General features: G+C 68.1%; 18 protein-coding genes. 15 read left to right on the top strand and 3 right to left on the bottom strand.

Translation table 11 applies throughout. The features are described from left to right. Nucleotides 1–72: 72 nt before the first annotated feature. From dnaQ to A3AG_RS0123950, 3 genes are all read right to left on the bottom strand, one after another. Nucleotides 73–813 carry a DNA polymerase III subunit epsilon gene (gene dnaQ / locus A3AG_RS0123960; protein ID WP_018007846.1) on the bottom strand — a complete coding sequence of 247 codons (741 nt, stop codon included), beginning with the start codon at nucleotides 811–813 and terminating at the stop codon, nucleotides 73–75. Between the two features lie 58 nt (nucleotides 814–871). Next, entirely contained in the window at nucleotides 872–1,309 is a 438-nt protein-coding gene (gene rnhA, locus A3AG_RS0123955) for a ribonuclease HI (RefSeq protein ID WP_018007845.1), read from the bottom strand. Between the two features lie 75 nt (nucleotides 1,310–1,384). Next, nucleotides 1,385–2,185 (bottom strand): class I SAM-dependent methyltransferase, encoded by an 801-nt coding sequence (locus A3AG_RS0123950; RefSeq protein WP_018007844.1) that lies wholly within the window; start codon nucleotides 2,183–2,185, stop codon nucleotides 1,385–1,387. 12 nt (nucleotides 2,186–2,197) lie between these two features. Between A3AG_RS0123950 and gloB the strand changes: the two genes are divergently transcribed. The 15 genes from gloB to A3AG_RS0123875 all read left to right on the top strand — a co-directional run bounded on the left by gloB (nucleotide 2,198) and on the right by A3AG_RS0123875 (nucleotide 21,747). After that, nucleotides 2,198–2,998: a hydroxyacylglutathione hydrolase gene (gene gloB, locus A3AG_RS0123945; RefSeq protein WP_026164436.1), complete on the top strand. Its 801-nt coding sequence runs from the start codon at nucleotides 2,198–2,200 to the stop codon at nucleotides 2,996–2,998. A gap of 105 nt (nucleotides 2,999–3,103) precedes the next feature. Continuing rightward, a complete protein-coding gene (locus A3AG_RS0123940) occupies nucleotides 3,104–4,792 on the top strand; it encodes a transglycosylase SLT domain-containing protein (protein WP_018007842.1) in 1,689 nt (562 codons plus the stop codon). Nucleotides 4,793–4,914: 122 nt separating this feature from the next. After that, nucleotides 4,915–6,840 (top strand): propionate--CoA ligase, encoded by a 1,926-nt coding sequence (locus tag A3AG_RS0123935; RefSeq protein ID WP_276307892.1) that lies wholly within the window; start codon nucleotides 4,915–4,917, stop codon nucleotides 6,838–6,840. Nucleotides 6,841–7,035: 195 nt separating this feature from the next. Continuing rightward, nucleotides 7,036–9,390, top strand: a complete 2,355-nt coding sequence (locus A3AG_RS0123930) for a bifunctional salicylyl-CoA 5-hydroxylase/oxidoreductase (RefSeq protein ID WP_018007840.1) — start codon at nucleotides 7,036–7,038, stop codon at nucleotides 9,388–9,390. Next, complete coding sequence (locus A3AG_RS0123925) at nucleotides 9,387–10,190, top strand: SDR family NAD(P)-dependent oxidoreductase (protein ID WP_018007839.1); 804 nt, start codon at nucleotides 9,387–9,389, stop codon at nucleotides 10,188–10,190. Before A3AG_RS0123930 ends, A3AG_RS0123925 begins: the two co-directional genes overlap by 4 nt. A gap of 34 nt (nucleotides 10,191–10,224) precedes the next feature. Beyond that, a complete protein-coding gene (locus tag A3AG_RS0123920; RefSeq protein WP_018007838.1) occupies nucleotides 10,225–11,076 on the top strand; it encodes an enoyl-CoA hydratase family protein in 852 nt (283 codons plus the stop codon). A 6-nt stretch (nucleotides 11,077–11,082) separates the two neighbouring features. Next, the gene (locus A3AG_RS0123915; RefSeq protein ID WP_018007837.1) at nucleotides 11,083–12,252 is read left to right on the top strand and encodes an acyl-CoA dehydrogenase family protein; all 1,170 of its coding nucleotides are present in this window, start codon (nucleotides 11,083–11,085) and stop codon (nucleotides 12,250–12,252) included. Between the two features lie 69 nt (nucleotides 12,253–12,321). After that, complete coding sequence (locus A3AG_RS0123910; RefSeq protein WP_018007836.1) at nucleotides 12,322–14,010, top strand: AMP-binding protein; 1,689 nt, start codon at nucleotides 12,322–12,324, stop codon at nucleotides 14,008–14,010. Continuing rightward, nucleotides 14,007–14,432, top strand: coding sequence for an acyl-CoA thioesterase (locus A3AG_RS0123905; protein ID WP_018007835.1), 426 nt, complete (start codon nucleotides 14,007–14,009; stop codon nucleotides 14,430–14,432). The genes A3AG_RS0123910 and A3AG_RS0123905 overlap by 4 nt, the downstream gene beginning before the upstream one ends. 46 nt (nucleotides 14,433–14,478) lie before the next feature. Beyond that, nucleotides 14,479–14,889, top strand: coding sequence for a RidA family protein (locus A3AG_RS0123900; RefSeq protein ID WP_018007834.1), 411 nt, complete (start codon nucleotides 14,479–14,481; stop codon nucleotides 14,887–14,889). Nucleotides 14,890–15,275: 386 nt separating this feature from the next. Next, complete coding sequence (gene carA, locus A3AG_RS0123895; protein ID WP_018007833.1) at nucleotides 15,276–16,412, top strand: glutamine-hydrolyzing carbamoyl-phosphate synthase small subunit; 1,137 nt, start codon at nucleotides 15,276–15,278, stop codon at nucleotides 16,410–16,412. A 37-nt stretch (nucleotides 16,413–16,449) separates the two neighbouring features. Further along, nucleotides 16,450–17,127, top strand: a complete 678-nt coding sequence (gene leuE, locus A3AG_RS0123890; RefSeq protein ID WP_018007832.1) for a leucine efflux protein LeuE — start codon at nucleotides 16,450–16,452, stop codon at nucleotides 17,125–17,127. An 89-nt stretch (nucleotides 17,128–17,216) separates the two neighbouring features. Continuing rightward, entirely contained in the window at nucleotides 17,217–20,465 is a 3,249-nt protein-coding gene (gene carB, locus A3AG_RS0123885; RefSeq protein ID WP_018007831.1) for a carbamoyl-phosphate synthase large subunit, read from the top strand. Between the two features lie 247 nt (nucleotides 20,466–20,712). Further along, entirely contained in the window at nucleotides 20,713–21,189 is a 477-nt protein-coding gene (greA, locus tag A3AG_RS0123880) for a transcription elongation factor GreA (protein WP_018007830.1), read from the top strand. 54 nt (nucleotides 21,190–21,243) lie between these two features. Further along, nucleotides 21,244–21,747: a DUF4149 domain-containing protein gene (locus tag A3AG_RS0123875; protein ID WP_018007829.1), complete on the top strand. Its 504-nt coding sequence runs from the start codon at nucleotides 21,244–21,246 to the stop codon at nucleotides 21,745–21,747. Nucleotides 21,748–21,817 lie beyond the last annotated feature (70 nt).

Here is a 21,817-nt window from a genome sequence, read left to right as displayed (position 1 = left end):
TGCCGTCGTGCAGCAGAGAAATGAGATTATGCAGAGGTTCTTGTATCTTGTAAAGCCCTTTTTTGAACTTTCTTATGCGGCCAGCGTTCCGGGCGCTTCGGCCGGGTCTTCCTGCCACACCGTTTTGCCGCCGCTGGCCTTGTCCAGTCCCTTCAGCAGCGCCAGATGGGCCTGCTGTTCCTCGTCGGTGGCGCGCAGCACCGGCAGGGCCAGCCGGGACAGGTCGGCGGTGGTGACCACGCCGCCCTGGCCGCTGGCGCTGTCGAGCGTGTCGATCACGAGCGAATCCTGGCCGCGTGTCATCGCCAGGTAGACCTCGGCCAGCAGTTCGGCATCCAGCAGCGCGCCGTGCAGCGTGCGGTGGGCGTTGCTGATGCCCAGGCGCTCGCACAGCGCATCCAGGGAATTGCGCTTGCCCGGGAACATCTGGCGGGCTTCGCGCAAGGTATCGATCACGTTGCCGACATGCTGGCGAAACGGCGGCAGGCCCAGCAGCTGGAATTCCATGTCGAGGAAGCCGAGGTCGAACTGCGCGTTGTGGATGATCAGCTCGGCGTCCTGCACGAACTCGCGGATATCGTGGACGACCTCGGCGAAGCGCGGCTTGTCGGCCAGGAACTCGACGGTGATGCCGTGGACCGCGATCGCGCCTTCGTCGATATCGCGCTCGGGGTTGACGTAGAAGTGCAGGTGGCGTCCCGTCAGGCGCCGGTTCATCAGCTCGACGCAGCCGATTTCGATCAGGCGGTCGCCGGTGGCGGCATTGAGGCCGGTGGTTTCGGTATCGAGAACGATTTGTCGCATGGCGGGCATTCTAGCGGAGCGGGGCGGGCGTTCCGCGCTTGTTGTTGGCGAGGCTTGCGGGATTCGCTCAGCGGCCGATCGATTCGACGCCGCGGTTGGCCAGCGCGTCGGCGCGCTCGTTGCCGGGGTGGCCGTTGTGGCCGCGCACCCAGTGCCAGGAGATCTGGTGCGGCTGCGCCAGGGTGTCCAGCGCCTGCCACAGGTCGGCGTTCTTGACCGGCTTCTTGTCGGCGGTCTTCCAGCCGCGCGCCTTCCAGCCGGGCAGCCATTCGCTGATGCCTTTCTGCACGTACTGGGAGTCGGTATAGACACGCACCACGCAGGGCCGCTTGAGCGCGCGCAGCGCTTCGATCACGGCGGTCATTTCCATGCGGTTGTTGGTGGTGTTCGGCTCGCCGCCGAACAGCTCTTTTTCGCTGGTGCCGGCGACCAGCACTGCGCCCCAGCCGCCGCGGCCGGGATTGCCCTTGCAGGCGCCGTCGGAGTAGATCGTGACTTCTTGCATGTGATTCCGTGGTGGCCGCCCGCGGGGCGGGCGGCGCATTGAGGGCCAGGGCGCGGCGCGCGCGGCCGCACCGTGTCAGCGTTCCTTGCCCGGGGTCTTGCCATGGGTGCCGGTGGGCGTGGCCACCGGTGCCGACACCGGCGCCAGCGCCGGCTTGGTCTTCCAGGCGGGGCCGACCAGCCGGATATTGCGCACGCGCTTGATCGCCGAAATCATATAGACCGCGCCGAAGATCGGCCACCAGCGATCGCCGGCCTTTTCCATGAAGGCGGCGCGCTGCAGCCAGCGGTCGGTGCGGTACGGCGGGCAATAGCAGCCGAAGCGGCCGCGGATGATATCGAAGCCGAGCAGCTTGAGCCAGTCCTTGATGCGCACGAAGCCGATCTGCTGGGCGTCGGTCGGCAGGAACGGCGTGGCGCCGAGCCGGTTCATGCTCTGGCGCGCGCCCCACAGGCTCATCGGGTTGAAGCAGGTGACCACCACGCGGCCTTCGGGCATCAGCACGCGCGAGACTTCGCGCAGCACTTCATGCGGGTCTTCGGCGAACTCCAGGATGTGGGGCAGGGTGACCAGGTCGATGCTCTGGGTGTCGAACGGCAGTTCGTCGAAACGGCACAGCAGCTGGCGCGCATCCGGATGTGCGGCCCGGGGCCCGTGCGGGCCGCTGGACGGGTCCAGCGCCAGCGCCGAGAACGGCATCCGGTTCTCGCGCAGGGTGTCGACATAGGGCAGTCCCAGCTGGACCGCGTGATAGCCGAAGATGTCGGCCACGGTCCGGTCGTACTGCTGCGCCTCCCAGCGCAGCATGTACTCGCCGGGCGGCGAGGCCAGCCAGTCTTCCCAGCTTACAATCGGGTGATTGGGACGATTGGACATAGGAGCATGCGCATGTTGAAGGTTGAGCCGATCCCGGCGTTCCAGGATAACTATATCTGGGCCATCCACGACGGGCACTGCGCCGCCGTGGTCGATCCTGGCGAGGCCGCGCCGGTGGAGCGCTTCCTGGCGCAAAGCGGTCTGGCTCTGGGCGCTATTGTAATCACCCATCACCACGGCGATCACCAGGGCGGCGTGGCCGAGCTGCTGGCGGCGCATCCGCGCGCACCCTCGGGCGAACCGCTTCCCGTGCTGGGGCCGGCGGGCGAGCGTATCGGCGGGCGCACCCGGGCGCTGCGCGAGGGCGACGTGGCGACGCTCGAGGCGCCGGCGCTGACGCTGCGCGTGCTGGACGTGCCCGGCCATACCGCCGGGCACATTGCCTACGTCGCGGACCTCGGCCAGGCCGGCCCGGCGGTGTTCTGTGGCGATACCCTGTTCGCCAGCGGCTGCGGGCGCCTGTTCGAAGGCACCCCGGCGCAGATGCTTGCGTCGCTCGACAAGCTGGCGGCGCTGCCCGGCGACACCCGCGTCTATTGCGCGCACGAATACACGCGCAGCAACGTGCGCTTCGCGCGCGCGGTGGAGCCCGGCAACGCCGCGCTCGAGGCGTGGGCGCAGCGCGTCGAGGCGCTGCGCGCCGCGGACCTGCCGACGCTGCCGACCACCATCGCCCATGAGCGCCAGGTCAACCCTTTCCTGCGCTCGCGCGAACCGGCGGTACGCGCGGCGGTGTCGGCGCACGGGGGCAACACCGGGGGCGATGCGCAAGCGTTCGGCGCGCTGCGCGGCTGGAAAGACAATTTTCGCTGAGCCCGGACGGCCTTCGGATACCGGCTATGTGGAAAATCTGATTGACGCGATACGCGGTTTTTTTTAGCATCACGCAACCTTTTAGCGTCACGATTTGAGAACTTAATGAAAATTGGTCGATTACTGGCGGTGGTCGCGTGCGCCGCGCTGCTTGCAGCGTGCGCCAGCACCCCCACGCCGCCTGAAGGCGCCGACGGTGCCGCGACCGCCCAGACTGCCAGGCGCCAGGACCCGCTCAACACCCTCAGCGACAAGTCCGCGCTCTCTTCCACTTCCACCATCAACGTCGACCAGGGCGGCCTGGACTGGCTGCGCGGCCCGTCCAACGATATCTGGGACCGCATCCGGCGTGGCTTCGCCATGACGGACCTGGAGGGCACGCTGGTCGACGATCGCACCCAGTGGTATGCGCAGCGGCCGGAGTACATGGAACGGATGGTCGGGCGCTCGAGCCGCTACCTCTATCACATCGTCGAGGAGCTGGAACAGCGCAAGATGCCGACCGAGCTGGCGCTGCTGCCCTTTGTCGAGAGCGCGTTCAACCCGCAGGCGCAGTCCACCGCCAAGGCGGCCGGGATGTGGCAGTTCATTCCCAGCACGGGCAAGTCGTACAACCTGAAGCAGAACATGTTCCGCGACGAGCGCCGCGACGTGCTGGCCTCGACCGACGCCGCGCTCGACTACCTGGCGCGGCTCTACGACATGTTCGGCGACTGGCACCTGGCGCTGGCCGCGTACAACTGGGGCGAGGGCGCGGTGTCGCGGGCGATCGCGCGCAACCAGGCGCGCGGGTTGCCGACCGACTACGCCAGCCTGCCGATGCCGAACGAGACGCGCTACTACGTGCCCAAGCTGCAGGCGGTCAAGAACATCATCGCCAACCCGGCCGCGTACGGCGTCAAGCTGCCCGAGATCCCGGACCACCCGTACTTCGTCACGGTGACCACCTCGCGCGACATCGACGTGAATCTCGCGGCCAAGCTGGCGGATATGTCGGTGGAGGAGTTCAAGGCACTGAACCCGTCGTTCAACCGGCCGGTGATCCTGGGGGCGTCGAACCCGCAGATCCTGCTGCCGTTCGATAACGCCGAGCGCTTCCAGTACAACCTGAACACCTATCGCGGCGGGCTGTCGAGCTGGGCCGCGGTGACGGTGGACAGCCGCGAGCGTGTCGAATCGCTGGCGGCGCGGCTGAATGTCGATGCCGACACGCTGCGCGAGATCAACAGCATCCCCAAGGGCATGCGCCTGAAGGCGGGCTCGACCGTGATGATCCCCCGCTCGGGCCGGCATGACCAGGACATCAGCGCCACCCTCGCCGACAGCGCCATGCTGGCGATGGAGCCGGACCTGCCCGATGCCCGCCGTGTGGTGGTGCGCGCCGGCCGGCGCGATACCGTGACCTCGGTGGCGCGGCGCTATGGCGTCTCGACCGGGCAGGTGCAGTCATGGAACAAGCTCTCCGGCACCAAGCTGGTGGCCGGGCAGAGCCTGGTGCTGATGGTGCCGGTGCGCGGCGCCGGCGCCGTGCGCGCAGCGCGTGCCGAGCGCGCCGACCGGGCCGAACGGGCGGAACGGGCCGAGCGTAGCGAGCAGGCCAGCCGCAAGGAACCTGCCGGCAAGGCCGGCAAGGACGCCAGGGTGGTGCGGGTTTCCGCCAAGGGCAAAAGCGACGGGCGCCAGCGTGTGGTGGTCGAAACCTCGCCGCGACGCGGGGCCAAGACCCCGGCCGTGGCCAAGGTGTCGGCAAAGACCACCACCAAGGCCAGTGCGAAGGGCGTCAAGGCGCGCTGACGGGACCGCATCGGCGCGATGCCGGCGGCACGCCCCTTTTTTCATGTGCCGGCGCCGTCCCGTGCGGCAGCGCGCTGAAACCGTGGCCACGAGCGCCCGGGCCGGTGGCAAACTACGGGCAGATACCAACGACCGCAGACGCGGAGGAGACAGACATGACGGCAAGCCATGCCGTGCATGCCCGTTCGCTGGCCGACCCCGAGGGGTTCTGGGCCGAACAGGCGGCACGCATCGACTGGGAAACCCCGTTCAGCCAGGTGCTCGACAACAGCCGCGCACCCTTCACGCGCTGGTTCGTCGGCGGGCGCACCAACCTGTGCCACAACGCGGTCGACCGCCACCTCGCGGCCCGCGCCGGCCAGCCGGCGCTGCACTGGGTCTCGACCGAGACCGACCAGGCCCGCAGCTTCACCTACGCCGAACTGCACGACGAGGTCAGCCGCATGGCCGCGATCCTGCAAGGCTTGGGCGTGCAGCGGGGCGACCGCGTGCTGATCTACATGCCGATGATCCCCGAAGCCGCCTTCGCCATGCTGGCGTGCGCGCGCATCGGCGCGATCCATTCGGTGGTGTTCGGCGGCTTCGCCTCGGTCAGCCTGGCCGCGCGCATCGAGGATGCCCGGCCGCGCGTGGTGGTCAGCGCCGACGCCGGTTCGCGCGCGGGCAAGGTGGTGCCGTACAAGCCGCTGCTGGACGAAGCCATCCGGCTGTCCTCGCACCAGCCCGAGAAAGTATTGCTGGTGGACCGGCAACTGGCGGACATGCCACGCACCGAGGGTCGCGACGAAGACTACGCCGCATGGCGCGAGCGTGTCGCCGGCGTGCAGGTGCCGTGCGTGTGGCTGGAGTCGGGCGAGCCCTCCTATGTGCTCTATACCTCGGGCACCACAGGCAAGCCCAAGGGCGTGCAGCGCGATACCGGCGGTTATGCGGTGGCGCTGGCCACGTCGATGGAGTACATCTTCTGCGGCAAGGCCGGCGACACCATGTTCACCGCGTCGGACATCGGCTGGGTGGTCGGGCACAGCTATATCGTCTATGGCCCGCTGCTGGCCGGCATGGCCACGCTGATGTATGAAGGCACGCCGGTTCGGCCCGATGGCGGCATCCTGTGGCGCCTGGTCGAGCAATACCGGGTCAACCTGATGTTCAGCGCGCCGACCGCGATCCGCGTGCTGAAGAAGCAGGACCCGGCATGGCTGACCCGCTACGATCTGTCCAGCCTGCGCCTGCTGTTCCTGGCCGGCGAGCCGCTCGACGAGCCCACCGCGCGCTGGATCCAGGACGGCCTGGGCAAGCCGGTGGTCGACAACTACTGGCAGACCGAATCCGGCTGGCCCATCATCGCGATCCAGCGCGGCCTCGAGGCGCTGCCGCCCAAGCTGGGCTCGCCCGGCGTGCCGGCCTACGGCTATGACCTGAAGATCGTCGACGAGAACACCGGCGCGGAATGCCCGCCCGGGCAGAAGGGCGTGGTCGCCATCGATGGTCCGCTGCCGCCGGGATGCATGAGCACGGTGTGGGGCGACGATGACCGCTTCGTGCGCACCTACTGGCAGGCGGTGCCGAACCGGCAGTGCTATTCCACCTTCGACTGGGGCGTGCGCGATGCCGACGGCTATGTCTTTATCCTGGGGCGCACCGACGACGTGATCAACGTCGCCGGCCACCGGCTGGGCACGCGCGAGATCGAGGAAAGCCTGTCGTCCAGTGCCGCCGTGGCCGAGGTGGCCGTGGTGGGCGTGCAGGACGCGCTCAAGGGGCAGGTGGCGATGGCGTTCTGCATCGCGCGCGATCCGGCGCGCACGGCCACGCCGCAGGCGCGGCTGGCGCTGGAAGGCGAGCTGATGAAGACGGTCGAGCAGCAACTGGGCGCGGTGGCCCGTCCGGCGCGCGTGTTGTTCGTCAATGCGCTGCCGAAGACGCGTTCCGGCAAGCTGCTGCGGCGCGCCATGCAGGCCGTGGCCGAGGGGCGGGACCCGGGCGACCTGACCACCATCGAAGACCCTGGCGCGCTGGAACAGCTGCAGGCCGCGTTGAGGGGCTAGGGGCGCGTTGAAGGGCCAGGGGAGAGGGCGATGCGGGTGTCGCGCGCGGCACACCGCATCGCCCCGCCTTGCCATCGGTCGTGATGCAGTCTAATATTTGAAGCATAAAATATTTAATCTTGATCTAGATGGCGGTGTGAGCCGGGACCGTGCGCGATGCGCGCCGCGCCCGGCGCAGCCGGCAGGAGGCAACAGATGCGCGTGCTTTGTATTGGCGGAGGCCCCGCCGGCCTGTACTTCGGCCTGCTGATGAAACTGCAGGAGCCGGCCAACGAGGTCATCGTGGTCGAGCGCAACCGGCCCTACGACACCTTCGGCTGGGGCGTGGTCTTTTCCGACGCCACCATGGACAACCTGAAGCAGGCCGACCCGGCCAGCGCCGCCGAAATCAACGCCGCCTTCAACCACTGGGACGACATCGACATCCATATCGGCGGGCGCACCATCCGCTCGGGCGGGCATGGCTTTATCGGCATCGGCCGCAAGCGCCTGCTCAACATCCTGCAGGCGCGTTGCGAAGCGCTCGGGGTGAAGCTGGTGTTCGAGACCGATGTGTCCGACGACCAGGCGCTGGCGATGCAATACCAGGCCGACCTGGTGATCGCCGCGGACGGCCTGAACAGCCGCATCCGCACGCGCTATGCCGACACCTTCCGGCCGGATATCGATACGCGCCAGTGCCGTTTTGTCTGGCTCGGCACGCACAAGCTGTTCGATGCCTTCACCTTTGCCTTTGAGAAGACCGAGCACGGCTGGTTCCAGGCGCATGCCTACCGCTTCGACGACAACACCTCGACCTTTATCGTCGAGACCCCGGAAGCGGTCTGGCGCGCCGCCGGCATCGAACAGATGAGCCAGGAAGAGGGCGTGGCGTACTGCGAGAAGCTGTTCGCGCGCTACCTCGACGGCAACAAGCTGATCAGCAATGCGGCGCACCTGCGCGGCTCGGCGATCTGGATCAGCTTCCCGCGCGTGATCTGCCGGCAATGGGTGCACTGGAACACCTTGCCCGACGGCCGCCGCGTGCCGGTGGTGCTGATGGGCGACGCCGCGCACACCGCGCATTTCTCGATCGGCTCGGGTACCAAGCTGGCGCTCGAGGATGCCATCGACCTGGCCGAAGAGATCCGCGGCAGCGGCCACGACGGCCTGCCCGATGCGCTGGCGCGCTATGAGGCCACGCGCGGCGTGGAAGTGCTGAAGATCCAGAACGCGGCACGCAACTCGACCGAGTGGTTCGAGAACGTCGAGCGCTATGCCGGCAGCCTGCCGCCGGAGCAGTTCGCCTATTCGCTGCTGACACGCTCGCAACGGATCTCGCACGAGAACCTGCGCGTGCGCGATGCCGGCTATGTCGCGCAGTTCGAGCACTGGCTGGCGCAGCAGGCCGGGGTGCCGGCCGACAGCCTGAAGCTGCAGGCCCACCAGCCGCTGCCGCCGATGTTCACGCCGTTCCGGCTGCGCGGCGTCACGCTGAAGAACCGCGTTGTGGTGTCGCCGATGGCGATGTATTCCTGCACCGATGGCGTGCCGGGCGACTTCCACCTGGTCCACCTGGGCTCGCGCGCGCTCGGCGGCGCCGGCATGGTGGTGGCGGAAATGACCTGCGTCTCGCCCGATGCGCGCATCACGCCCGGATGTCCAGGCCTGTGGAACGATGCGCAGCGCGATGCCTGGAAGCGCATCGTCGATTTCGTGCACGCCAACAGCGATGCGCGCATCGCCATGCAGATCGGCCACGCGGGTCGCAAGGGCTCGACCCAGCTCGGCTGGGAGGCGATGGACCATCCGCTGCCGCAGGGCAACTGGCCGGTGATCTCGGCCTCGCCGCTGCCTTACCTGCCGGGGGAATCGCAGACCCCGCGCGAGATGACGCGCGCCGACATGGAGCGCGTGCGCGATGACTTCGTCGCCAGCGCGCGGCGGGCGGCCGAGGCCGGCTTCGACTGGCTCGAGCTGCATTGCGCGCACGGCTACCTGCTGTCCAGCTTTATCTCGCCGCTGACCAATACGCGCGACGACGAATACGGCGGTGCGCTGGCGGCGCGCTTGCGCTTTCCGCTCGAGGTGTTTGCCGCGGTGCGCGCGGTATGGCCGCAGGACAAGCCGATGTCGGTGCGCATCTCCGCGCATGACTGGGTCGAGGGCGGCATCACGCCCGATGACGCGGTCGAGATTGCGCGCGCCTTCAAGGCCGCGGGCGCCGACATGATCGACTGCTCGTCGGGCCAGGTCAGCCCGGACCAGGCGCCGGTCTACGGCCGCATGTACCAGACCCCGTTCGCCGACCGCATCCGCAACGAGGCCGGCATCGCCACCATCGCGGTCGGTGCGATCTTCGAGGCGGACCATGTCGACTCGATCATCGCCGCCGGCCGCGCCGACCTGTGCGCGATCGCGCGGCCACACCTGGCCAACCCGGCCTGGACGCTGCAGGAGGCCGCGCGCATCGGCTATCGCGACATCGCCTGGCCCAAGCAATACCTGGCGGGCAAGCGGCAGCTGGAAACCAATCTCGAACGCGCCGCGGCGCAGGAGAAGCAGGCATGAGCGGCAGCACGGCGACATTGACCGGCCGGCACGCGCTGGTCACCGGCGGCGGGCGCGGCATCGGCGCGGCGATCGCGCGGCGGCTGCTGGCCGATGGCGCCAGCGTCACGCTGCTGGGGCGCGATGCCGGCACGCTGCAGACGACGGTGCAGGCGCTGCGCGCGCAGGCCGCGGCGGGCGCCGCCGTTTCGTATGTCGCGGCCGATATCGCCGATGCCGACAGCGTGGCGCGCGCCTTTGCCGCGGCCACGGCGCAGGCCGGCCCGGTCGCGATGCTGGTCAACAACGCCGGGCAGGCGCACAGCGCCCCGTTCCTGAAGACCGATGCCGCGCTGTGGCAGCGCATGCTCGACGTGAACCTGACCGGCACCTTCCTGTGTACGCAGGCGGCGCTGCCGGCGATGCTCGACGCGGGCTGGGGCCGCATCGTCAACGTGGCCAGCACCGCGGGGCTGATCGGCTATGGCTACGTCAGCGCCTATTGCGCGGCCAAGCATGGCGTGATCGGCCTGACCCGCGCGCTGGCGCTGGAAACCGCGGCCCGGGGCGTGACCGTCAACGCGGTGTGCCCGGGCTATACCGAAACCGACATCGTGCGCGACGCGGTGGCCAATATCGTCGGCAAGACCGGCCGCAGCGAGGAACAGGCGCGCGCCGAACTGGCCGCGCGCAACCCGCAGCGCCGGCTGGTGCAGCCCGACGAAGTGGCCGACGCGGTGGCCTGGCTGTGCCAGCCGTCCGCGGCGGCGATCACCGGCCAGGCGATCCCCGTTGCCGGCGGCGAAGTGATGGCGGGCTGAAGCACACTGACTGCAGCAGACAACGAGAGAACCCATGACAGAGATCGCACTCGACATGCGCCACCACAAGCGCAGCTTTGCCGGCTACCAGCCCGAGCATTTCCTGTGGTCGGTGTCCGCCGACGGCAAGGTCGGCACGGTGACGCTGAACCGGCCGGAACGCAAGAACCCGCTGACCTTCGATTCCTACGCCGAACTGCGCGACCTGTTCCGTGGCCTGTGCTACGCCAGCGACATCAAGGCGGTGGTGGTGACCGGCGCGGGCGGCAACTACTGCTCGGGCGGCGACGTGCACGAGATCATCGGCCCGCTGACGCGCATGTCGATGCCGGAGCTGCTCGACTTCACGCGCATGACCGGCGACCTGGTCAAGGCGATGCGCGCCTGTCCGCAGCCGGTGGTGAGCGCGGTCGACGGCATCTGCGCCGGCGCCGGCGCGATGATGGCGCTGGCTTCCGACATGCGCCTGGGCACGACGCAGGCCAGGACCGCGTTCCTGTTCACGCGCGTCGGCCTGGCCGGTGCCGACATGGGGGCATGCACGCTGCTGCCCCGCGTGATCGGGCAGGGCCGCGCCAGCGAGCTGCTGTACACGGGCCGCTCGATGAGCGCGGAGGAAGGGCTGCAGTGGGGCTTCTTCAACGCGCTGCACCCGTCCGAAGCGGTGCTGGCGCAGGCGCAGGCGCTGGCCGCGCAACTGGCCGCCGGCCCGACCTTCGCCCACGGCGTGACCAAGAAGCTGCTGCACCAGGAATGGAATATGGGCCTGGACGAGGCCATCGAGGCCGAGGCCGAGGCCCAGGCCATCTGCATGCAGACGCGCGATTTCCGCCGCGCCTACGAGGCCTTCGTCGCCAAGACCAAGCCGGTGTTCGAAGGGGACTGAAGCGCCATGTCCGACAAGACCTACCTCGATCTGCCGCTGTTCGACGACACCCACCGCGCGCTGGAGCGCGAACTCGACGCATGGTGCATGCAACACTTGCGTGTCGACCACAGCGATACCGACGCCGCCTGCCGCGCGCTGGTGCGGCAGCTGGGCGAGGCCGGCTGGCTGCGTTATTGCGTCCCGGCCGCGCATGGCGGCGCGCTGCCGGCGCTGGACTCGCGCTCGCTGTGCCTGCTGCGCGAGACGCTCGCGCGCCATGACGGCCTGGCCGATTTTGCCTTTGCCATGCAGGGGCTGGGCTCGGGCGCGATCTCGCTGGCGGGCAGCGACGCGCTGCGCGCGCACTACCTGCCGCGCGTGGCGCGCGGCGAGGCGATTGCCGCGTTCGCGCTGTCCGAGCCCGAGGCCGGCTCGGATGTCGCCGCGATGCAATGCAGCGCGAAGCTGTCGGAAGACGGCAGCCACTATGTGATCGATGGCGCCAAGACCTGGATCTCGAACGGCGGCATCGCCGACTTCTATTGCGTGTTCGTGCGCACCGGCGAGGCCCCGGGTGCGCGCGGCATTACGGCTTTGGTGGTCGACGCCGACACGCCCGGCCTTGCCATCGCCGAGCGCATCGACGTGATGGCGCCGCATCCGCTGGCAACGCTGCGCTTCGACCAGTGCCGCGTGCCGGTGGGCAAGCGGCTGGGCGAGGCGGGGCAGGGCTTCAAGGTGGCGATGATGACGCTCGATATCTTCCGCGCTTCGGTCGCCGCGGCGGCGCTGGGCTTCGGCCGCGCCGCGCTGGACGAGGCGCTGGCGCGTGCCCGCGCGCGCCCGATGTTCGGCGGCGTGCTGGCCGACCTGCAGCTGACCCAGGCCGCCATCGGCGACATGGCCACCGCCATCGACGCCGCGGCGCTGCTGACCTACCGCGCGGCCTGGCTGCGCGATGTGAAGGGGCAGCGCACCACGCGCGAGGCGGCCATGGCCAAGATGGTGGCCACAGAGAACGCGCAGCAGGTGATCGACCGCGCGCTGCAGATGTTCGGCGGCCTCGGTGTCAAGGTCGGCACGCGCGTGGAAAGCCTGTACCGCGAGATCCGCTCGCTGCGCATCTATGAAGGCGCGACCGAAGTGCAGAAGCTGATCATCGCGCGCGAGACGCTGGCCGGGCATCCGGCCTGAGATCGGACCTGGCGCCCCCGCGCCACCGACGAACTGCCGTACCGATACCGAGCAGACAGGAGACAAGCCATGGCGACCACAGCCCACCTCGACACCTTCGCGCGCGACCGCCTGCCGCCGCAGGACCAGTGGCCGGTGTTCCGCTTCAATGCCGATACCGACTACCCAGAGCGCATCAATGCCGCGGCGGAGCTGGTCGACCGCCACGTGCGCGAAGGCCGCGGCGAGCGCGTTGCCATCCGCCATCGCCGCGACGGCCGCATCGAGACGGTCACCTATGCCGAACTCGCGGCGCTGGTGAACCGCATCGCCCATGTGCTGGTCGAGGACATGCGGCTGGTGCCCGGCAACCGCGTGCTGCTGCGCGGCCCCAACAACCTGATGATGGCGGCCAGCTGGCTGGCCACGCTGAAGGCCGGGCTGGTGGCGGTGCCGACCATGCCGCTGCTGCGCGCCAGGGAGCTCAAGCAGATCATCGACAAGGCGCAGGTCACCGCCGCGCTGTGCGATGTGCGGCTGCGCGACGAGCTCGACGCCAACCAGCGGGCCGGCGGCGATTGCCATTGCCCGAGCCTCGCGCAAACGCTGTATTTCAACGGCGCAGGCGAGGGCTCGCTGGAGGCGGCAATGGCCGGCAAGCCGCAGACCTTCGACGCCTGCGACACCGCCAGCGACGATGTCTGCCTGATCGCCTTTACCAGCGGCACCACCGGCCAGCCCAAGGGCACCATGCATTTCCACCGCGACGTGCTGGCCATGTGCGACCTGTTCCCGCGCCATGTGCTGCGTTCCGCGCCGGACGATATCTTCTGCGGTACCCCGCCGATCGCCTTCACCTTCGGGCTCGGCGGCATGCTGTGCTTCCCGTTGCGCATCGGCGCCAGCACGGTGCTGGCGGAGAAGCTCACGCCCGAGACGCTGCTCGAGCTGATCCACGACTTCCGCGCCACCATTGTCTTCACCGCGCCCACCTTCTACCGGCAGATGGCGGCGCTGGCGCCGCGCTTCGATATCTCCAGCCTGCGGCACAGCGTGTCGGCCGGCGAGGCGCTGCCCGACGCCACGCGGCAGAGCTGGAAGGCCGCCACCGGCATCGAGATGACCGATGGCATCGGCGGCACCGAGATGATGCACATCTTTATCTCGAGCGCCGGCGCCGAGGTCAGGCCGGGCGCGATCGGCAAGGTGGTGCCCGGCTACGTGGCACAGATCGTTGACGAGGAGATGCGGCCGCTGCCGCCGGGCCAGGTCGGCAAGCTGGCGGTGCAGGGCCCGACCGGCTGCCGCTACCTGGACGACCCGCGCCAGGTCAACTATGTGAAGGCCGGCTGGAACCTGCCGGGCGATACCTTCGTCGCCGACGCCGATGGCTATTACTTCTACCAGGCGCGCTCCGACGACATGATCATCTCGGCGGGCTACAACATCGCCGGGCCGGAGGTCGAGAGTGCGCTGATGCAGCACGAGGCGGTGGCCGAATGCGGCGTGGTCGGCGCGCCCGACGACGGCCGCGGCCAGGTGGTGATGGCCTACGTGGTGCTGCGCGAGGGCGTGGCGGCGGACGACGCCACCCGCACCGCGCTGCAGGACCACGTCAAGCGCCAGATCGCCCCCTACAAATACCCGCGCCGCATCGAGTTCGTGCCGGCGCTGCCGCGCACCGAGACCGGCAAGCTGCAGCGCTTCCGGCTGCGCCAGATGGCGGAGCAGGGGCCGGGCGCAGCCAATGGCGGCAAGCCACACCAGGGGCAGCCATGAGCGAGGTGTTCCGCAATACCGTGCAGGTGCGCTTCAAGCACTGCGACGCCGCCGGCATCGTGTTCTATCCGCGCTACTTCGAGATGCTCAACGACCTGATCGAGGACTGGTTCGGCGAGGCGCTGGGCTGGCCGTTCGATGCCATGCACGGCGAGGGCCGCGCCGGCGTGCCGACGGCCGAACTGGAGTGCCGCTTCCTCGCGCCCAGCCGGCTGGGCGAGGTGCTGACGCGCGAGTTGCGCGTGCTGAAGCTGGGCCAGTCCAGCTTCACGCTCGCGGTTCGCTTTGCCGGCCCGCACGACGATACCCGCATGGAAGTGACGCAACGGCTGGTCTGCGTCGATACCGGCGCGATTGCGCCGCAGCCGCTGCCCGAAGCCGTGCGCGAGGCCATGGCGCGCTATCTGGTCGCCGCGGCCTGACCCCGGATTTCCATCCACCCATACCAAGCAACCACAGGGAAACGACATGAAGATCCTCCAGCCGCCCGACTGGGCGCCGCCGCGCGGCTACGCCAACGGCATGATGACCGAGATGCAGGCCGGCAGCCGGCTGCTGTTCATCAGCGGCCAGATCGGCTGGAACAGCCAGTGCGAATTCGAGACCGACGACTTTGGCCTGCAGGTGGCGCAGACGCTGCGCAACGTGGTCGCGGTGCTGGCGGCCGGCGATGCGCGGCCCGAACATATCGCGCGCATGACCTGGTATGTGAAGGACAAGGCCGAATATGTCGGCGCCTATGCGGCGATCGGCGAACATTACCGGGCCATCATCGGCCGCCACTTCCCGGCGATGACCGCGGTCGAAGTGGCGGACCTGGTCGAGCCGCGCGCCAAGGTGGAAATCGAGGTCACGGCGGTGGTTCCGCCGCCGCGGTAATCCGCCGGCGGCAGGTGCAGCCGCGGTAATCCGCCGGCGGCAGGTGCAGCCGCGCATGCGCGAACGGGCAGCACGGCGGCGGCCGGCGCGGCGGGATTGCCGCCTGCCGCGCGCAAGTCCTTGAAAACTTGAGAAATTGGGTGGCTCGGGATATAATTCGAAAGTTTCGCTTTCAGAACCCTTCACCCTAGCGCCTACCGCTTTCCACCTTCCGCCGCCCCCATCCGCGCCGCCGTTGCCGTCTGCACCAGATGTGACGCAATGAGCATGCCGCGACCGGATCCGACCGCATCGGCGCAATGCCGCTGCCGACGTCACGGATCCAGCCTGGGAGGCACGAGGCGTCGATTGGTCGGTCACGGGGTGAGTCCAGCAGGAGCCTACCCGTGTTACCGTCTTTTCCGTCCGCCATTCTCGCGCTAGCAGACGGCACGGTCTTTCGTGGCTATTCCATTGGCGCTTCCGGCCATACCATCGGCGAAGTGGTGTTCAACACCGCCATCACCGGTTACCAGGAAATCCTCACCGACCCGAGCTATTCGCGGCAGATCGTCACGCTGACGTATCCGCATATCGGCAACTACGGTGTCAATCCTGAGGATGTCGAAGCCACGAAAGTCCATGCCGCCGGCCTGATCATCAAGGATCTGCCGATCCTGGCCTCCAACTTCCGCAAGGAACACACCCTGGCCCACTACCTGAAGCAGGAAAAGGTGGTGGCGATCGCCGGCATCGATACGCGCAAGCTGACGCGCATCCTGCGCGAGAAGGGCGCCCAGAACGGCTGCATCCTGGCCGGCGAGGACAACGTGCAGAAGGCCATCGACCTGGCCCGCTCGTTCCCCGGCCTGGCCGGCATGGACCTGGCCAAGGTGGTGTCGGTCAAGGAACCGTACCAGTGGACCCAGTCCGAATGGAAGCTGGGCGAGGGCTACGGCAAGCAGCAGCAGCCGCAGTTCCACGTGGTCGCCTATGACTATGGCGTCAAGTACAACATCCTGCGCATGCTGGCCGAGCGCGGCTGCAAGGTCACGGTGCTGCCGGCGCAAGCGAGCGCGGCCGACGCGCTGGCGCTGAATCCGGACGGCGTGTTCCTGTCCAACGGCCCCGGCGACCCCGAGCCGTGCGACTACGCCATCGCCGCCACGCGCGAGTTCATCGAGCGCGGCATCCCGACCTTCGGCATCTGCCTGGGCCACCAGATCATGGCCCTGGCGGTCGGCGCCAAGACCCTGAAGATGAAGTTCGGCCACCACGGCGCCAACCATCCGGTCAAGGACCTGGATGACGGCCGCGTGGTGATCACGTCGCAGAACCACGGCTTCGCGGTCGACGCCGACACGCTGCCCGCCAACGTGCGGGTCACGCACAAGTCGCTGTTCGACGGCTCGCTGCAGGGTTTCGCGCTGACCGACAAGCCGGCGTTCTGCTTCCAGGGCCACCCGGAAGCCTCGCCCGGACCGAACGACGTGGCTTACCTGTTCGACCGCTTCATCCAGCTGATGACCGACGCGCGCAAGTAAGCGCGCGGGCAAGAGCGAGACAGACACGGGATCCCCCATGAACGCCTTCATGCATACCGCTTTCGGCATCACCGACTTCTGGACCTATGTGCTGGGCACGATCTTCATCGTGCTGCTGCCGGGCCCGAACTCGATGTACGTGCTGTCGGTGGCGGCGCAGCGCGGCGTGCGCGCCGGCTACAAGGGCGCGTCCGGGGTGTTCCTGGGCGACGCGGTGCTGATGGTGCTGTCGGCGGCGGGCGTGGCCTCGCTGCTCAAGGCCAGCCCGGCGCTGTTCTACGTGGTGAAGTACGTCGGCGCGGCCTACCTGGCGTGGATCGGCTTCAACATGCTGCGCGGCGCGCTGCGCAGCTGGGCCGCGCGCGGCGATGCCGCCAGCGCGGCGGCGGTGCCTGCGGCCACGACGGACCAGTCCGACCCGTTCCGCAAGGCGCTGCTGATCAGCCTGCTGAACCCGAAGGCGATCCTGTTCTTCATCTCGTTCTTCATCCAGTTCGTCGACCCGGCCTTTGCTTACCCGGTGCTGTCGTTCGGCGTGCTGGGGCTGGTGTGCCAGATCTGCAGCTTTGCCTACCTGACCACGATCATCTTCGTGGGCGCGAAGCTGGCCGAGGCGTTCCGGCGCCGCCGCCGGCTGTCGGCCGGCATGGCCAGCGGGGTAGGGGCGATGTTCATCGGCTTCGGTGCCAAGCTGGCCACGGCCACGATGAACTGAGCCAGACCACATTTTCGAATCCGGACGGATTCCCTGATTACCGGCGCGGTCCGCAGGCAAGGCGGGCCGGCCCATAAAGAGAGCGTGCAATGCCAAAACGCACAGACATCAAGAGCATCCTGATCATCGGCGCGGGCCCCATCATCATCGGCCAGGCGTGCGAGTTCGACTACTCCGGCGCCCAGGCCTGCAAGGCCCTGCGCGAGGAAGGCTTCAAGGTCATCCTGGTCAACTCCAACCCGGCGACCATCATGACCGACCCGGCCACGGCCGATGTCACCTACATCGAGCCCATTACCTGGGAAGTGGTCGAGCGCATCATCGAGAAGGAGCGCCCGGATGCGATCCTGCCGACCATGGGCGGCCAGACCGCGCTGAACTGCGCGCTCGACCTGCACCGCCATGGCGTGCTGGACAAGTACAAGGTGGAACTGATCGGCGCGTCGCCCGAAGCCATCGACAAGGCCGAGGACCGCCAGAAGTTCAAGGACGCGATGACAAAGATCGGCCTGGGCTCGGCCAAGTCCGGCATCGCCCACTCGATGGACGAGGCCGTCGCCGTGCAGGCCCGCATCGCCCAGGACACCGGCACCAGCGGCTACCCGATCGTGATCCGCCCGTCGTTCACGCTGGGCGGCACCGGCGGCGGCATCGCGTATAACCGCGAAGAGTTCGAAGAGATCTGCAAGCGCGGACTGGACCTGTCGCCGACGCGCGAGCTGCTGATCGAGGAATCGCTGCTGGGCTGGAAAGAGTATGAGATGGAAGTGGTCCGCGACAAGCAGGACAACTGCATCATCATCTGCTCGATCGAGAACCTGGACCCGATGGGCATCCACACCGGCGACTCGATCACCGTGGCCCCGGCGCAGACCCTGACCGACAAGGAATACCAGATCCTGCGCAACGCCTCGCTGGCGGTGCTGCGCGAGATCGGCGTCGACACCGGCGGCTCCAACGTGCAGTTCTCGATCAACCCGAAGGACGGTCGCATGATCGTCATCGAGATGAACCCGCGCGTGTCGCGTTCGTCGGCGCTGGCCTCCAAGGCCACCGGCTTCCCGATCGCCAAGGTCGCGGCCAAGCTGGCGGTCGGCTACACCCTCGACGAACTGAAGAACGAGATCACCGGCGGCGCTACCCCGGCTTCGTTCGAGCCCTCGATCGACTACGTGGTCACCAAGGTGCCGCGCTTCGCCTTCGAGAAATTCCCGCAGGCCGACAGCCACCTGACCACCCAGATGAAGTCGGTGGGCGAGGTGATGGCGATGGGCCGCACCTTCCAGGAGTCGTTCCAGAAGGCGCTGCGCGGGTTGGAAGTGGGCGTCGATGGCCTGGACGAGAAGTCCACCGACCGCGACGAAATCGTCGAGGAGATCGGCGAGCCGGGCCCGGACCGCATCTGGTACGTCGGCGACGCCTTCCGCCTGGGCATGTCGCTGGAAGAGGTCTATCACGAGACCGCCATCGATCCGTGGTTCCTGGCCCAGATCGAGGACATCGTCCGCACCGAGGGCCTGGTCAAGTCGCGCACGCTCGACAGCCTGTCGACCGCCGAACTGCGCTTCCTGAAGCAGAAGGGCTTCTCCGACCGCCGCCTGGCACGGCTGCTGAAGACCGACGCCAAGGCCGTGCGCGAAGCGCGCATCGCCCAGAACGTGCGTCCGGTGTACAAGCGCGTCGATACCTGCGCGGCCGAGTTCGCCACCAACACCGCCTACATGTACTCGACCTACGAGGCCGAGCACGGCGAGTGCGAGGCCGCTCCGACCGACAAGAAGAAGATCATGGTGCTGGGCGGCGGCCCGAACCGGATCGGCCAGGGCATCGAGTTCGACTACTGCTGCGTGCACGCCGCGCTGGCGCTGCGCGAAGACGGGTACGAGACCATCATGGTCAACTGCAACCCGGAAACCGTGTCGACCGACTATGACACTTCGGACCGGCTGTACTTCGAGCCGGTGACGCTGGAAGACGTGCTGGAGATCGTCGCGATCGAGAAGCCGGTCGGCGTGATCGTGCAGTACGGCGGCCAGACCCCGCTGAAGCTGGCGCTGGATCTGGAGCGCAACGGCGTGCCGATCATCGGCACCAGCCCCGACATGATCGACGCGGCCGAAGACCGCGAGCGCTTCCAGAAGCTGCTGCAGGACCTGGGCCTGCGCCAGCCGCCGAACCGCACCGCGCGCGCCGAGGACGAGGCGCTGCGGCTGGCCGAGGAAATCGGCTACCCGCTGGTGGTGCGCCCGTCGTACGTGCTGGGCGGCCGCGCCATGGAAATCGTGCATGAGCCGCGCGACCTCGAGCGCTACATGCGCGAGGCGGTCAAGGTCTCCAACGATTCCCCGGTGCTGCTCGACCGCTTCCTGAATGACGCCATCGAGTGCGATGTCGACGCGCTGTGCGACGGCAAGCGCGTCTTTATCGGCGGCGTGATGGAGCACATCGAGCAGGCTGGCGTGCACTCGGGCGACTCCGCCTGCTCGCTGCCGCCGTACTCGCTGTCGGCCGAGACCGTGGCCGAGCTGAAGCGCCAGACCGCGGCCATGGCGCGCGCCCTGAACGTGGTCGGCCTGATGAACGTGCAGTTCGCGATCCAGCAGAACAACGGCGTCGACACCGTCTACGTGCTGGAAGTGAACCCGCGCGCGTCGCGCACCGTGCCGTACGTGTCCAAGGCCACCGGCATGCAGCTGGCCAAGATCGCCGCGCGCTGCATGGCTGGCCAGTCACTGGACGAGCAGGGCGTCGCCGATGAGGTCATCCCGCCGTACTACAGCGTCAAGGAAGCGGTGTTCCCGTTCAACAAGTTCCCGGGCGTCGATCCGGTCCTCGGACCCGAAATGCGTTCCACCGGCGAAGTGATGGGCGTGGGCAAGAGCTTCGGCGAGGCCCTGTTCAAGAGCCAGCTGGCCGCGGGCTCGCGCCTGCCGGAGAAGGGCGCCGTGCTGATCACCGTGAAGGACAGCGACAAGCCGCGCGCCGTGGCCGTGGCCCGCATGCTGCACGACATGGGGTATCCGATCGTGGCTACGCGCGGCACCGCCTCGGCGATCGAGGCCGCCGGCATTCCGGTCAAGGTGGTCAACAAGGTCAAGGACGGCCGTCCGCATATCGTGGACATGATCAAGAACGGCGAACTGGCGCTGGTGTTCACCACCGTGGACGAAACCCGCGGCGCGATCGCCGATTCGCGCTCGATCCGTATCTCGGCGCTGGCCCACCGCATTCCTTACTACACCACCATCGCCGGCGCGCGCGCCGCGGTGGAAGGCCTGAAGCACATGCAGAGCCTGGAGGTCTACGACCTGCAGGGCCTGCATGCCTCGCTGGCCTGATGCCGTCAAGGTAACCAGGCAACACATGGCCACAGGGCCGGCCGCGTTGCGGCGGTCCTGCCGGGAAAGCCCGCCGGAGTTGCTGCCGGCGGGCTTCCTGGCCTAAACTACGTCAAATTCGTCGATCGAACCGGCGTGCCCGCGTTCGATCCTGTCTGAAAGCCGCGGTTGAGCGGACGTGCCCTGGCGGGGTTTGCCGGGGTTGGCTCCAGCTCCGCTGCGGCTCATTTTTTTGTTGAACGAAGACATGAGCACCATTCCGATTACCAAGCGTGGCGCAGAGCTCCTGAAGGAAGAGCTGCAGCGCCTCAAGGCTGTCGAGCGTCCGGCGGTGATCAATGCCATCTCGGAAGCGCGCGCCCAGGGCGACCTGTCTGAAAACGCCGAGTACGACGCCGCCAAGGAAAAGCAGGCCTTTATCGAGGGCCGCATCCTGGAAGTGGAGGCCAAGCTGTCGGCTGCGCAGATCATCGACCCGACCCAGCTCGATACCGATGGCCGCATCGTCTTCGGCGCGACCGTCGACCTGGAAGACCTGGAGTCCGGCAATCCGGTCAGCTACCAGATCGTCGGCGACGACGAGGCCGACCTCGACGCCGGCAAGATCTCGGTCAGCTCGCCCATTGCGCGCGCGCTGATCGGCAAGTTCGAAGGTGACGTCGCCACCGTGCTGGCCCCGGGCGGCGAGCGCGAGTACGAAGTCATTACCGTTCGCTACATCTGATGCCGGCCCGGCCGGCGGGCTTGTGCCCGCGCCGGCCACCGGAAAGGCCGGCTTGTGTTCTCCACTTCCTATAACAACCTGCCGCCGCTGCCGCACCGCATTTTCCTGCTGCTGACGGTGGTGTGGGCGGGCAGCCTGTGGACCGTCGGCTACATGGTGGCGCCGACGCTGTTTTCGGTGCTGCCCAGCCGCGAGATGGCGGGCATGATTGCCGGGCACCTGTTCCATACCGAGGCCATCGTCGGCGTGACCATCGGCGTGCTGCAGCTGGTGCTGTGCAACGTGATGATCCGCCGCGGCGCCCAGCGCTATCGCAGCCTGCGCTGGCTGGTGCTGGGCATGCTCGGCTGCGTGCTGGTGGGTTACTTCGGGATCCAGCCGTTCATGGGCAGCCTGAAGGAAAAGGCGCTGGCGCTGGGCGTGGGGGTGTCGGAATCGCCATACCAGGCGCAATTCGGCATGCTGCACGGCGTCTCCAGCGCCTTCTACCTGCTGCAAAGCCTGCTGGCGCTGGCGCTGGTGTGGCGCGCTTCGGCGCCGCGTTCGGCCGGGGAGTGAGGCCGGCCGCGGGCACGGCCGCTGGCGCGGCGAGCCGCATCGGGGCGCCTGGCGGCGCCCGCTTAATCCT

It is taken from the genome of Cupriavidus neocaledonicus (assembly GCF_000372525.1).
GTDB lineage: Bacteria > Pseudomonadota > Gammaproteobacteria > Burkholderiales > Burkholderiaceae > Cupriavidus > Cupriavidus neocaledonicus.
The sequence above is the reverse complement of the archived record's forward strand: the minus strand, read 5'-3'. Positions and strand labels throughout refer to the sequence as shown.

Excerpts from the sequence above, each read along its gene's own strand:
- dnaQ (WP_018007846.1), bottom strand. The coding sequence starts at position 813 with ATGCCCGCCATGCGACAAATCGTTCTCGATACCGAAACCACCGGCCTC.
- rnhA (WP_018007845.1), bottom strand. The coding sequence starts at position 1,309 with ATGCAAGAAGTCACGATCTACTCCGACGGCGCCTGCAAGGGCAATCCC.
- A3AG_RS0123950 (WP_018007844.1), bottom strand. The coding sequence starts at position 2,185 with ATGTCCAATCGTCCCAATCACCCGATTGTAAGCTGGGAAGACTGGCTG.
- gloB (WP_026164436.1), top strand. The coding sequence starts at position 2,198 with ATGTTGAAGGTTGAGCCGATCCCGGCGTTCCAGGATAACTATATCTGG.
- A3AG_RS0123940 (WP_018007842.1), top strand. The coding sequence starts at position 3,104 with ATGAAAATTGGTCGATTACTGGCGGTGGTCGCGTGCGCCGCGCTGCTT.
- A3AG_RS0123930 (WP_018007840.1), top strand. The coding sequence starts at position 7,036 with ATGCGCGTGCTTTGTATTGGCGGAGGCCCCGCCGGCCTGTACTTCGGC.
- A3AG_RS0123925 (WP_018007839.1), top strand. The coding sequence starts at position 9,387 with ATGAGCGGCAGCACGGCGACATTGACCGGCCGGCACGCGCTGGTCACC.
- A3AG_RS0123920 (WP_018007838.1), top strand. The coding sequence starts at position 10,225 with ATGACAGAGATCGCACTCGACATGCGCCACCACAAGCGCAGCTTTGCC.
- A3AG_RS0123915 (WP_018007837.1), top strand. The coding sequence starts at position 11,083 with ATGTCCGACAAGACCTACCTCGATCTGCCGCTGTTCGACGACACCCAC.
- A3AG_RS0123910 (WP_018007836.1), top strand. The coding sequence starts at position 12,322 with ATGGCGACCACAGCCCACCTCGACACCTTCGCGCGCGACCGCCTGCCG.
- A3AG_RS0123905 (WP_018007835.1), top strand. The coding sequence starts at position 14,007 with ATGAGCGAGGTGTTCCGCAATACCGTGCAGGTGCGCTTCAAGCACTGC.
- A3AG_RS0123900 (WP_018007834.1), top strand. The coding sequence starts at position 14,479 with ATGAAGATCCTCCAGCCGCCCGACTGGGCGCCGCCGCGCGGCTACGCC.
- leuE (WP_018007832.1), top strand. The coding sequence starts at position 16,450 with ATGAACGCCTTCATGCATACCGCTTTCGGCATCACCGACTTCTGGACC.
- carB (WP_018007831.1), top strand. The coding sequence starts at position 17,217 with ATGCCAAAACGCACAGACATCAAGAGCATCCTGATCATCGGCGCGGGC.
- greA (WP_018007830.1), top strand. The coding sequence starts at position 20,713 with ATGAGCACCATTCCGATTACCAAGCGTGGCGCAGAGCTCCTGAAGGAA.